This window comes from Tissierella sp. P1 (assembly GCF_002266425.1).
Classification (GTDB): Bacteria; Bacillota; Clostridia; order Tissierellales; family Tissierellaceae; genus Tissierella; species Tissierella carlieri.
On the sequence record NZ_NPMN01000012.1, the window covers coordinates 85,972 to 99,447 of the forward strand.

At 33.4% G+C, this 13,476-nt stretch carries 9 protein-coding genes and 2 pseudogenes; all 11 read left to right on the top strand.

Annotated elements, in window-relative coordinates; genetic code table 11:
* The first annotated feature begins 36 nt into the window (after window positions 1-36).
* The 11 genes and pseudogenes from CIW83_RS10475 (at window position 37) to CIW83_RS10525 (ending at window position 13,333) form a co-directional block, all read left to right on the top strand.
* On the top strand, window positions 37-3,510 hold the full coding sequence (locus CIW83_RS10475) for a DNA polymerase III subunit alpha (RefSeq protein ID WP_094901014.1): 3,474 nt from the start codon (window positions 37-39) through the stop codon (window positions 3,508-3,510).
* A 78-nt stretch (window positions 3,511-3,588) separates the two neighbouring features.
* Complete coding sequence (locus CIW83_RS10480) at window positions 3,589-3,783, top strand: hypothetical protein (RefSeq protein WP_094900942.1); 195 nt, start codon at window positions 3,589-3,591, stop codon at window positions 3,781-3,783.
* Window positions 3,784-3,805: 22 nt separating this feature from the next.
* Window positions 3,806-4,765 carry a 6-phosphofructokinase gene (gene pfkA, locus CIW83_RS10485; RefSeq protein WP_094900944.1) on the top strand — a complete coding sequence of 320 codons (960 nt, stop codon included), beginning with the start codon at window positions 3,806-3,808 and terminating at the stop codon, window positions 4,763-4,765.
* 47 nt (window positions 4,766-4,812) lie between these two features.
* Entirely contained in the window at window positions 4,813-6,570 is a 1,758-nt protein-coding gene (gene pyk / locus CIW83_RS10490; RefSeq protein ID WP_094900946.1) for a pyruvate kinase, read from the top strand.
* Between the two features lie 12 nt (window positions 6,571-6,582).
* Window positions 6,583-7,593 (top strand): aldo/keto reductase, encoded by a 1,011-nt coding sequence (locus CIW83_RS10495; protein ID WP_094900948.1) that lies wholly within the window; start codon window positions 6,583-6,585, stop codon window positions 7,591-7,593.
* Window positions 7,594-7,746: 153 nt separating this feature from the next.
* Entirely contained in the window at window positions 7,747-8,388 is a 642-nt protein-coding gene (locus tag CIW83_RS10500; RefSeq protein WP_094900949.1) for a GntR family transcriptional regulator, read from the top strand.
* Between the two features lie 192 nt (window positions 8,389-8,580).
* Window positions 8,581-9,054, top strand: a complete 474-nt coding sequence (grdA, locus tag CIW83_RS10505) for a glycine/sarcosine/betaine reductase complex selenoprotein A (protein ID WP_094900950.1) — start codon at window positions 8,581-8,583, stop codon at window positions 9,052-9,054.
* Window positions 9,055-9,109: 55 nt separating this feature from the next.
* Window positions 9,110-9,493, top strand: coding sequence for a GrdX family protein (locus tag CIW83_RS10510; RefSeq protein WP_094900952.1), 384 nt, complete (start codon window positions 9,110-9,112; stop codon window positions 9,491-9,493).
* Between the two features lie 30 nt (window positions 9,494-9,523).
* Window positions 9,524-10,809 (top strand): annotated as a pseudogene (locus CIW83_RS10515) (glycine/sarcosine/betaine reductase component B subunit).
* A 24-nt stretch (window positions 10,810-10,833) separates the two neighbouring features.
* A pseudogene (locus CIW83_RS23690) lies at window positions 10,834-12,133 on the top strand (glycine/betaine/sarcosine/D-proline family reductase selenoprotein B).
* 102 nt (window positions 12,134-12,235) lie between these two features.
* Window positions 12,236-13,333 carry a hypothetical protein gene (locus CIW83_RS10525; RefSeq protein ID WP_094900954.1) on the top strand — a complete coding sequence of 366 codons (1,098 nt, stop codon included), beginning with the start codon at window positions 12,236-12,238 and terminating at the stop codon, window positions 13,331-13,333.
* The last annotated feature ends 143 nt before the right edge of the window (window positions 13,334-13,476 follow it).

A 13,476-nucleotide genomic window follows, 5' to 3' on the forward strand; every position in this document is an offset into this window, starting at 1 on the left:
TATATCTATGAGATAGACAATAGAGAGGGATATTTTATGAGTTATGAAAATAAGTTTGTTCACTTACACGTCCATACAGAATATAGTCTGTTAGATGGATCTATTAAAATAAAAAATTTAATGACTAGAGTAAAGGAGCTAGGTATGGAATCCATTGCTATAACTGACCACGGCTCTATGTTTGGTGTTATTCAATTTTATAAAGAGGCTAAGAAGAAAGGTATTAAACCAATCTTAGGCTCTGAAGTCTATATAGCGATGGATAAATATACAGATAGAGAACCAAAGGATAAAAATCAATATCATTTAGTACTTCTTGCAGAAACTAATGAAGGATATCAAAACTTGATGAAAATAGTGTCTGAGGGATATGTGAATGGTTTCTATTATAAACCAAGGGTAGACCATAGTATTCTTAGGAAATATAGTAAAGGAATCATAGCACTATCTGCATGCTTAGGTGGAGAAATATCACAGCATATACTCAATAATAATGTAGAAAAGGCAAAGGAAATTGCTTTAACATATAAGGATATATTTGGAGAAAATAATTTTTTCATAGAGCTTCAAGATTATGGCCTTGAAGAGCAAAGAATGGTTAATAGAGAATTAATAAGGATATCTCAAGAAACAGATATACCTTTAGTAGCTACCAATGATGTCCATTATCTAAAAAAGGAAGACGCAGTAGTTCATGATGTGTTACTATGCATTCAAACGGCTAGAACAGTAGATGAAGAAGATAGAATGAAATTCCCTACAAATGAATTTTATCTTAAATCTCCAGAAGAAATGAAAAATGTTTTCAGCAATCATTTAGAGGCTTTAGAAAATACTGTAAAGATTAGCCATAGATGTAATGTAGAACTAGACTTTGATACACTGCATTTACCAGAATATAAGGTGCCAGATGGATATACAAATATAGAATATCTAATGAAACTATGTTTTGAAGGCTTACAAGAAAGATATAAAGAAATTACTCCAGAAGTAAAAGATAGATTTGAGTATGAGTTTAATGTTATAACACAAATGGGATATACAGACTATTTTCTTATTGTATGGGATTTTATAAAATTTGCTAAGGATAATGACATAATGGTAGGTCCAGGCAGGGGTTCTTCTGCTGGAAGTATTATTTCTTACGCTCTTAAGATTATAGATATAGACCCCTTAGAGTATGGACTGATATTTGAAAGATTTTTAAATCCAGAAAGAGTATCTATGCCAGATATAGATATAGATTTCTGTTATGAAAGACGGGAAGAAGTTATTCAATATGTTATAGATAAATATGGAATAGACCATGTGGCACAAATAGTTACCTTCGGTACTATGGCAGCTCGTGGCGCTATAAGAGATGTAGGGAGAGCTATAAACATGCCCTACGGACAAGTAGATTATATCGCAAAGCAGATTCCTATGGAACTAGGTATGACCATATCTAAAGCCTTGGAAGTAAATAAGGTTTTAAGGGATACCTATGAGGATGATGAAGAAGTCGAAAACCTTATAGACCTAGCAAAAGCTGTAGAAGGATTGCCCAGACATACATCTACCCATGCAGCAGGGGTAGTTATATCAAAGGAGCCTGTGACAAATTATGTACCTTTATTGAGAAATGGGGATGCAATAACGACACAGTTCAATATGATAGAGTTAGAAGAGCTTGGTCTATTAAAGATGGATTTTTTAGGGCTTAGAACTTTAACTGTAATAAGAGATGCGGTCAATTTAATAAAAGAAAATCATAAGATTAAGATTGATTTCAATGAAATAAGTTATGAAGATCCATTGGTACTTGAAATGTTTGCTAAGGCTGAGACATTAGGGATATTTCAGTTTGAGTCTCCTGGAATGAGGGCATTTCTTAGGGAACTAAGACCAAATGTATTTGAAAACCTTATAGCTGCCAATGCTCTATTTAGACCTGGACCGATGAATCAGATTCCACAGTTTGTTGCCTGTAAACATGATTTTTCAAAAATTGAATATTTGCATTCAAGACTTATACCCATATTAGATATGACTTATGGTTGTATTGTATATCAGGAACAAGTAATGAAGATTGTAAGAGATATAGGTGGTTTTACTATTGGAGGTGCAGATTTAGTAAGACGTGCTATGAGTAAAAAGAAGATGGATGTGATGGAAAAGGAAAGAAAACGATTTGTATATGGGGAAACTGATGAAAATGGAGAAGTAATCATAAATGGTGCAATAAGAAATGGTATAGATGAGAAAGCCGCAAATAAAATATATGATTTAATGATTGATTTTGCTAAATATGCGTTTCCTAAAGCACATTCAGCTGCATATGCAGTAGTGGCATATAGAACTGCATATTTAAAATATTATTATCCAGTGGAGTTTATGGCGGCTCTTATTTCTTCTGTCATGGGAAATACTAACCAAGTATCACTTTATATACAAGAATGTAAAAGACTTGGAATAGATATATTGTCACCAGATATAAATGAATCCTACAATAAATTTACTGTCTCACAAAATAAAATTAGATTTGGGCTTTCAGCAGTAAAAAATGTAGGTGAGAACTTTATAAAGGCGATCGTCAAAGCTAGAGAATCAGGAAGATTTAAAGGATTTACAGATTTTATTGAAAGGATAGAAAAGGTAGATTCATCTGTAATGAATAAAAGGGCAGTTGAATCCCTAATTAAATGCGGGGCAATGGACAGTTTAGGAGCAAATAGAGCACAATTACTATCCATATTTGAAAAAACAATAGATGGAATTCACGCTGATAGAAAGAGAAATATAGAGGGACAATTTTCAATATTTGATACAATAGATGAAAATATTTCAAAAGATCATCTGCCTGATTTAAAAGAATTTCCACAGAATATGTTGCTTACAATGGAAAAGGAAATGGTAGGCATATATATATCAGGACATCCTTTAGAACCTTATAAATCTGAAATTGAAAGGGTTTCTACTATGACTACTTTTGATTTAAGAAACAGTGAAGAAGAAATGGGCGGAGATTTAGATGGACTAAGGGATGGAGAAAGGGTCGTCATTGGTGGTATAATTATTGAAAAGAAGAATATGATAACTAAAAACAATAATATGATGGCATTTATTACACTTGAAGATCTATATGGAACCATTGAGTGTATAGTATTTCCAACTACTTTTGAAAGATATAATAAACTTTTAAAAGAAGATGGATTAGTTGTTATAGAGGGTAAAGTTAGCACTTCTGAAGTAGAAGAACCTAAAATAATAGTTGAGAGAATTTCTGAGCTAAATATGTATAAAAAGGGGAAGATATACTTAAAGATATCTTCGAATAGCTCAACTGACACTTTTAATAGAATTAAGGATACTCTAAAAAAATATAGTGGAGATACACCAGTATATTTATATTTAGAAAAAGAGAAGAAAACTGTTGTAGCAGACAGAACACTATGGATTGATATAGGAGAACAGAACGTAATAATCGAGTTGAAAAAATTACTCGGTGAAGAATCAGTAAAAATTTCTTAAGTTTTTTAATTGTAAACTGGGCAAGTGCCCACTGGGTATAAACTGTGAATTGTGAATTTTATAAAGGAGTGCTTTTATATGTGGACGGCTGTTTATATGGCTACAGGATTAAATAATGCACATGAAGTAGAACGAAAACTTAAGGCAGAAGGTTTTCTTGTGAAAATAAAATACTTTGCTCAAGAAGGAGAGGAAGAACTTTATGAAATATTAGCTCCAGAGTTTGAGGCAGAAGACATTCAAGAAGCCATGATAGAATTGGGAATAATTTAGTTTTTAAATAAGGGGGAATTTTATGAAGACTATAGGAGTATTAACTAGTGGCGGAGATGCCCCAGGTATGAATGCTGCTATAAGAGCCGTAGTTAGAGCAGGAATATTTAATGATTTCAGAGTGATGGGAATAAGACAAGGATATAGTGGTTTGATAAATGGTGATATAGATGACATGAATCTCTCATCTGTTGCAGATATAATACATAGGGGTGGAACTATGCTTAGATCTGCTAGGTCTGATGAATTTAAGACTAAGGAAGGCTTTAAAAAGGCATTAAATGTGTTGAAAGTATTTGGTATAGATGGACTGGTAGTATTAGGTGGAGATGGAACTCTTAAAGGTGCTAAAGAACTATCAAATGCAGGTATACCAACGATTGGTATACCGTGTACGATTGATAATGATTGTGGATTTTCAGATTTCACCATTGGCTTTTTTACAGCTGTAGAAACTGTAGTAGATGCCATATCTAAAATTAGAGATACCTCTACATCCCATGGAAGGGCTAATGTTATTGAAGTAATGGGCAGACACTGTGGTGATATTGCATTATATGCAGGTCTTGCAGGTGGGGCTGAAAGTATAATAGTACCAGAGGTAGAGTTTAATATAGATGAAGTATGCAAAAAGGCAATTCAAGGTAAAAATAGAGGGAAATTACATCATATAATTGTCCTAGCAGAAGGAGTAGGTAATGCCTATGATGTATCTAAGTCCATTGAAGAGAAAACAGGAATAGATACTCGAGTTACAATTCTAGGATATATTCAAAGAGGTGGAAGTCCTACCTCCTATGATAGGATTGTAGCTAGTAAAATGGGGATTAAGGCAATAGATTTGCTAAAGGAAGGAAAAACAGGGAGAGCGTTGGGTATCAAATGTAATCAGATAATAGACATAGATATTAATGAGGCCTTGGAAATAAAGAAAGAATTTGACACTGAAATGTATAATACTGCAAAGATATTATCCATATAATATTTAAAACTAAAACATAAAAGACTAGGTTAAGGGAGGAAGAATAGATGAAAAAAACAAAGATAGTATGCACCATAGGGCCAGCATCAGAGTCTGAAAATGTTCTTAAAGAGTTATTTGTAAATGGGTTAAATGTATGTAGACTCAACTTTTCCCATGGGAGCCACGAAGAACATAAAAGAAGAATAGATAACATAAAAAAAGTTAGAGAAGAACTGAATATGCCTATAGGGATCATGCTAGATACAAAGGGACCAGAAATAAGACTAGGAGATTTTAAGGATGGGACTATAGAAATAGAAGAAGGAGACATATTTACTTTAACTACTAGAGATATAGTAGGAGATAAAAGTATTGTGTCTGTTTCTTATGTAGGACTGCCTAATGATATCGAGAAAGAAAGCAGAATTTTAATAGATGATGGATTAGTGGAACTGAAAGTATTAGAGATAATAGATGGTACGGATATAAAATGTATAGCATTAAATAATGGTACATTAAAGAATCATAAAGGTGTAAATGTACCTAATGTGAAAATCAATTTACCGGCAATTACTAAAAAGGATATAGATGATATATTATTTGGTATTGAAAATGGAATTGATTTCATTGCTGCTTCCTTTGTTAGAAAGGCATCTGATGTTATAGAAATAAGAAAGATATTAGAAGAGAATAATGCGGATTTTATAGAAATAATTTCAAAGATAGAGAACCAAGAAGGTGTAGATAATATTGATGAAATACTTGCTGCATCTGATGGAATAATGGTGGCTAGGGGTGATTTGGGTGTAGAGATACAAACAGAAGAGATGCCTCTTGTACAAAAAGAACTGATTAAGAAATCGAATCTAGTAGGAAAACCTGTAATTACGGCTACTCAAATGTTAGATTCTATGATGAGAAATCCAAGACCTACAAGAGCTGAAGTAACAGATGTTGCAAATGCTATTCTTGATGGAAGTAGTGCTATCATGTTATCTGGAGAAACAGCAGCTGGCAAATATCCTATTGAATCAGTAAAGACCATGTATAATATTGCCATAAGAACTGAGGAGTCATTAGATTATGGTGAGATATTAAAATCCAAGGTTGCTATAACGGAAGTGTCTACAACTAATGCTATAGGAAAGGCTACCTGTACTACAGCTATGGATTTAGGCGCATCTGCCATAATTACAGCAACGTCATCAGGTTATACATCTAAAGCTATATCTAAATTTAGACCAAAATCACCTATAATAGCTGCAACAACCACAGAATCTGTTATGAGGAGATTATCTTTAGTATGGGGTGTTTACCCAGTGCTATCACCTTATAGCAATTCCACAGATGATGTAATAGAATTATCTATTCAATCAGCAGTAGATAAAGGATATATAAAAGAAGGAGATTTAGTTGTTATAACAGCAGGAATTCCTGTAGGTACTTCTGGATCTACTAATCTTATAAAGGTACACACCATAGGTAAGGTACTATTGAAGGGAATGGGAATTGGTAAAGATTCCACATTAGGTAGAGTTTGTATTGCAAATAATGGGGAAGAATTGATGAAAAAATTTAGAGATGGGGATGTTATAGTTAGTAAAGATACTGATAGAGAAATGGTAAAATTTATGGAAAAAGCTTCAGCTATTATAACAGAACAAGGAGGACTTACATCTCATGCTGCTATTGTAGGATTGAATCTTAATAAACCAACTATAGTAGGTGCACAGGATGCCACAACTATATTAGAAGATGGGGAAATAATTACAGTAGACAGTACAACAGGTCTTATATATAAAGGTGAAGCAAGGGTTCTATAAGGGGGGACCGTAGTGGAAAGAAGAATACTAGGAAGAACTAATCTTGAAGTATCTGTAATTGGATTCGGAGGAATTCCAATACAAAGAGTAGACAATGAAATGGCAGTTAAGCTTATCGAAGAATCATGCAATAGAGGTATAAACTTTATAGATACCGCAAGGGGATATAATGAATCTGAAAGTTTAATAGGTGAAGCATTAGAAAAAGTGGGTAGAGATAAATTTGTCCTAGCTACAAAGTCCATGAAAAGAGATTATGATGGAATGCTTCAAGAATTAAGTATTAGTTTAAAAGATCTTAGAACTAATTATATAGATTTATATCAGTTTCATAATGTTAGGAGTCTTGAAGAATTAGATTTTATTTTGAGTGAAAATGAAGCCCTTAAGGCTCTAAAAGAAGCAAAGGAAAAGGGTATAATAAAAGAGATAGGTATAACATCTCATAGTCCGGAAATTTTAGATAAGGCTATAGAGACAGGAGAATTTGCAACTATACAATGTCCATATAATCCTGTTGAACGTCAGGCGGAGGAAGTATTTAAAAAAGCTAAGGAAATGAATATTGGAGTAATAGTTATGAAACCATTGGCAGGAGGTGCCATTACTAATGGAGAATTGTCCCTTAGATTTATAGCGGACAATCCTAATATATCTGTTGCTATTCCTGGAATGGATACATTAGAACAAGTAAGCTCTAATGCACTAGTAGGTATTGATAAAAGGAAATTAACAGATGAAGAAGAGAAAAAGTTATTTGAAGAAGCAAATTCATTAGGTTCTCAGTTTTGTAGGAGATGTGGATATTGTTTACCTTGCCCTCAAAATATAGATATACCAGTACAATTTTTAATGGAAGGCTATTATACTAGATATAATTTGAAAGAATGGGCGAAGTCAAGATATGATGCAATGGAAAGAAGAGCAGTACATTGTGTAGAGTGTGGGCTTTGTGAAGGTAGATGTCCTTATAATCTTCCAATAAGAAAGATGCTTAAAAATGTAGTGAAGAAGTTAGGATAGGTACAGTATGCTTATTGCTATAGTATGACTTAAGGAATAACTAAAAAGAGGGCAAATAGCCCTCTTTTTAGTTATTAATTTTTTTTATTTGCTTATTTTCTCTATAACAAATATAATAATACTTAATAATAACTTTAAGTAAGGAGTATGACTATGAGTGATAGTAAATTAGACACAGATAATATATATGAAATATTAAAAAATAGAATTATACATCTTGAGTATGAACCAGGTCAAGTTTTAAATGAGGTAGATGTAGCGGAGGAATTTAATATTAGCAGAACACCTATTAGAAGGGTATTTCAGCTATTACATGGAGATAAACTTCTAAATATTGTTCCTAGATTCGGTGCTCAAGTTACTCCTATTGATTTTAAGCAGATGAAATATATTTTTGAAGTTACAAGGGAGTTAGATCCATTTGCAGCTAGACTTGCTGTTGAAAGAATAAGTGATGACAAACTTATTGAGTTGGAAGAAATAATATCTAGGCTCAAGAATTATGATATAAGCAAAGATTACCAAAATGCTATTAATGATGATGAGCGATTTCATAATATTATATTCTCATCCTGTGGAAACCCATGGTTACAGGATATATTAACATCCTTGCATTATCATACAGAAAGATTATGGCATTATTGTGAGCAGTATTTTGATAGTATTGATCTCTTTAGTCATACTTTAGGAAAGGTATTAGAGGGAATAAAGGAGAAGGATTCCGACAAAGCAGAAAAATATGCAAGAGAGCATATAGATGAATTTGTTCTCAAGATAAAAAAAGAAATGTTATAAAAAATTTTTAAAAGCCCTAATTTTAGATGATTTGAGTCATCTGAAATTAGGGCTTTTGATGTTTTTTGAAACTTTCTTAATAATTTTATTAAAATACACTTGAAATACAAAACAAAAACATATAGAATGTATTTAAGAAACAAATGAAAAACATTTAACAAACTGAATTAACAAAGAAAGGAAGTGGAAAAAATGTCAATTTTTAATGAAAACTCAAAAGTTATCATTATTGGAGACAGAGATGGTATACCAGGACCAGCTATGGAAGAATGTATAAAGACCACTCCTGCAGAAGTAGTATTTTCAGCAACAGAATGTTTTGTCTGAACGGCTGCAGGTGCAATGGACTTAGAGAATCAAAAAAGGGTTAAAGATTTAACTGAAAAATACGGTGCAGAAAACATGATCGTATTAATTGGTGGTGCAGAAGCTGAATCAGCAGGATTAGCAGCTGAAACGGTTACGGCAGGAGACCCAACTTTTGCAGGTCCATTAGCAGGAGTTCCGTTGGGACTTAAAGTGTATCATGCAGTAGAGCCAGAGTTCAAAGAATCAGTAAATGCTGATGTATATGATGAGCAAATTGGTATGATGGAAATGGTTCTGGATGTTGATTCAATTATTGAAGAAGTTAAAGCTATGAGAGATGAATTTACAAAATTTTAACAATGGATCTAGAAAACAATAAGATTTCTATGATGATATGGGAGGAGGGAAACTTATGACAAGTAAGATAAATTATCAAATTGTGACTAATAATCCGACTGTAAAAAACAATTATGAAGAAGTAACCTTTATTGAAGGTAGCTTTGAAGATGTGTTATTTAAAGTCAGGGATTTAGTTCATACAGGTTTCGAACTTATTAATCATCCTCTAGGAGCAAGTAGTAGAATGTTTTTCTCTCCATATCGTTCAATCATAATTGGTGAGAAGTCACAAAAAATAAATGATATTTATATAGAAACCATTGAAAACAGCATAGAAAACTATAAAAAACATATGAACATCAGGAAACCAGATATGGTAAATGGTGAAGATTATGCTTTAATTGACAGTGAACTTTTAAAGTCATCATTAGAAGAATTTAAAAGGATTTATAATTAAAAATTACAAATAAAATGGAGGTGACTTTCCTTGAAACTTGAACTTAGAAGAATCCATATTAAAGACATCCAGTTAGGAAATGAAACAACTGTAAAAAATGGAGTTCTAACAGTAAACAAAGAGGAATTGATCAATAAGCTTAAAGAAGATGACAGAATTAAAGATGTTAAGCTTGATGTGGCGAGACCTGGAGAAAAGGTAAGAATTATTCCAGTAAAAGACGTTATTGAGCTAGAGTGAAAATCGAGGGAGATGGAAATGGTTTCCCAGGAGTATCTACAAAAATGGCTCAATTAGGTGATGGAAAAGTAAATGTACTTTATGGTGCAGCTATAGTAACAGTTGGTGATATTGTAGGGTTCCAAGAGGGTGTAATTGATATGTGGGGTGAAGGAGCAAAATGGACTCCATTTTCACAGACTTTCAACCTAGTAGTTGATATTATACCTGTGGAAGGATTAGCTCCACATGTTCACGAAACAACCGTTAGATTGGCAGGATTAAAAGCTGCTGAGTTTGTAGGAGAAGCTGGAAGAAATGTAGAACCAGATGAGGTATTAGTATATGAAATGGGAAGCCATGCTGAAGAATCCAAAAAATATTCAGACCTACCAAAGGTGGCTTATGTAGAAATGCTTATCTCTCAAGGATTATTACATGATGGATATATCTATGGTGTGAATAGTCAATTGATATTACCAACCCTTCTACATCCAAACGAGGAATTAGATGGAGCAGTAATCAGTGGTAACTGTGTTGCAGCATGTGATAAGATAACTACTTATCAACATCAAAATAATTCAGCAATCCTTGATTTATATGCACAGCATGGAAAAACTATAAACTTCCTAGGTGTAATACTTACACCAGAATTGACTACACTTGAAGGTAAATTTAGAACCTGTGATTACACAGCAAAATTATGTAAGGGCTTAGGAGCAGATGGAGTTATTATATCTGAAGAAGGTTATGGTAATCCAGACTCTGACTTATTAATGATTTGTAAGAGATTAGAAGATGCAGGTATAAAGACAGTATTAATAACTGATGAATGCTCAGGCTGGGATGGAATGAGCCAACCATTAGCAGATACAGCAAAAGAAGCAGTAGCAGTAGTATCTACAGGAAATGTTAGCCATGTAGTTACATTACCACCAGCAGATAAGGTAATCGGAAGTGACAAGGCAATAGCAACTTTAGCCGGAGGATGGGAAGGATGTTTGGAGGCTGATGGAAGTTTGAAATGTGAGTTAAATGCAGTAATAGGAGCAACTTCAGAAATTGGATATCACAACTGTACGGTTAAATTATATTAATTAGCTTGGAAAGGAGGAGGAAATATGAAATTCAAAGTATTATATTATGTTAATCAATTCTTTGGTCAAATAGGTGGAGAAGAAAAGGCCGGAATGGCGCCAATTTTTAAGAACGAAAATATTGGACCAGCATTAGGATTTAATAGTCTTCTTGGAGAAGAAGGAGAAGTGATTGGAACATTAATTTGTGGTGATAACTACTTTAATGAAAATAAAGAAGAAGCATTAGAATATATAATGAAAGTAATAAAAGAACAAAATCCAGATATGGTTGTGGCAGGACCGGCCTTTAATGCAGGGAGATATGGAATGGCTTGTGCTGGAGTTGCTAATGCTGTAATAGATGAGTTAGGAATTCCTGTAGTTACAGGTATGTATATAGAAAATCCAGGTCTAGATGTGTGTAGATCTAAGGCTTTAGTAGTAAATGTAACAGATTCAGCTGCTGGTATGCGTAGTGCACTACCTGTAATGGCTAAATTAACAACTAAATTAATGAAAAATGAAGAAATAGGTCTTCCAGAGGAAGAAGGATATATCTCCCAAGGTAAGAGACTTACTTGTTTTCTCAGATAAAAGAGGTTCTCAAAGAGCAGTAGAGATGCTGCTAGCTCGTTTAAATAGTGAACCTTTTGAAACAGAATTACCAATGCCAGTATTTGATAAGGTAGAACCAGCATCAGCTATTAAAGATTTAAGTAAGGCAACAATTGCTCTAGTAACTAGTGGCGGTATGGTTCCACACGGTAATCCAGATAGAATTCAATCAGCTAGTGCTCAAAAATGGGGCAAATATGATGTAAGTGGAAGAGATGCGTTAACTGGAGAATATTGTACAATTCATGGTGGATTTGATCCTGTATATGCTAATGAGATTCCAGATAGAGTAGCACCACTTGATATGCTAAAAGAATATCAAAAAGAAGGCATTATAGGTAATGTGTTTCAGTATTTCTATACTACTACAGGTACAGGAACATCTGTTGGAAATGCTATAAAATTTGGTACTGAAATAGGAAAAGAGTTAAAAGAAGCAGGAGTAGATGGAGTTATACTAACATCAACCTGAGGCACCTGTACACGTTGCGGTGCAACAATGGTAAAAGAAATCGAAAGATATGGTATACCAATAGTTCATATGTCTACTATAACTACAATCTCTGAATCGGTCGGAGCTAATAGAATTGTTCCAACCATTGCAATTCCTTATCCAGTTGGAAATCCAAATCTTCCAAAGGAAGAAGAATACAAATTAAGAAAGAAAATGGTTGAAAGGGCTCTAAAAGCACTAAGTACAGAAATAACTGAAGTAACTCAGTTTTAATGAGAATTTCCATTATTAAATTAATAAAGGGGCTGTATTTAGCCCCTTTTTCCTAAGATAAACCAAGTAAGTTACTATTAACAATGATAGGAGATGGTAATTATGGAAAAACAGCAAATAAGCTGGGGAAGAGTTATGACGTACGCAGGCGCATTTATTGCATTTTTAATAGGCTCAGGATTTGCAACAGGGCAGGAGGTACTACAATATTTTAGTTCCTATGGTTATCTAGGAATATTAGGAGTAGTAGTAGTGTTTTTATTATTCCTTTATGTGGGTATTGATTTTGTAACTGTAGGCCAAAAACATAAATTTCCTAAGGGAAGTGATGTATATAAATATTATTGTGGGAATATAATTGGAAGTTTTTATGATTATTTTTCTATTGCTTTTATATATATGTCATTTATAGTTATGATAGGAGGAGCAGGTGCAACTGTAAATCAGCAATATGGACTTCCAACATTTGTTGGAGGAATAATGATGGGAATATTAGCAGCAGGAACAGTAATATTTGGCTTAGGAAAGATAGTAGATGTAATAGGGAAAATAGGACCAGCTATAATTTTCCTAACAATTATTCTAGGAATATCTGCTATAGTAAAAAATCCACAGGGATTAGCTTCAGCAAATGAAATAATACCACAGCTTAATTTATTGAAGGCATCCTCTAATTGGTTTTATGCGGCGGCTTCGTATGTAGGGTTTTGTATGCTATGGCTGGCTGGATTTATGACATCCATGGGTGCATCTAGTAAGAGCAGAAAAGAATCTGTTCTTGGAGTGACCTTTGGTGCTGTAGGATTTAGTGTAGCATTGGCAATCATTACTCTAGGTATCCTTGCAAATATTGAACAATTAGCTGGCTCAATGGTACCATCATTAATATTAGCTGGAAATATAAATTCAACATTAGCTATAATATTTTCATTTATAGTGGTAGCTGGTATATATACAACAGCAGTTCCACTTTTATGGCAAGTTGTTGCCAGATTTTCAGAAGAAAAGACCAATAAATTTAGAATGCTAACAGTAGTATTGGCTGCAATCGGTGTATTTATTGGTTTAAAAGTTCCATTTGATAGATTAGTAAATATAATATATGTAATAAACGGCTATGTAGGTATTATCCTATTAGGATTCATGTTAGTGAAAACCATAAGGGTTAGGGTAGCCGATAAACAACAATTAATTAAGTGAGCAAACTCAATTTGAGTACTCAATAGATTCACAAGGAAATCCTTTCCCCATAAGGACTCCTTCCTCTTAAAATATTTTAGCAAGATATTTTATAAGTTTCGGGTATTTAAAATTTTATGACACATGGTAATATAAGTTAGACA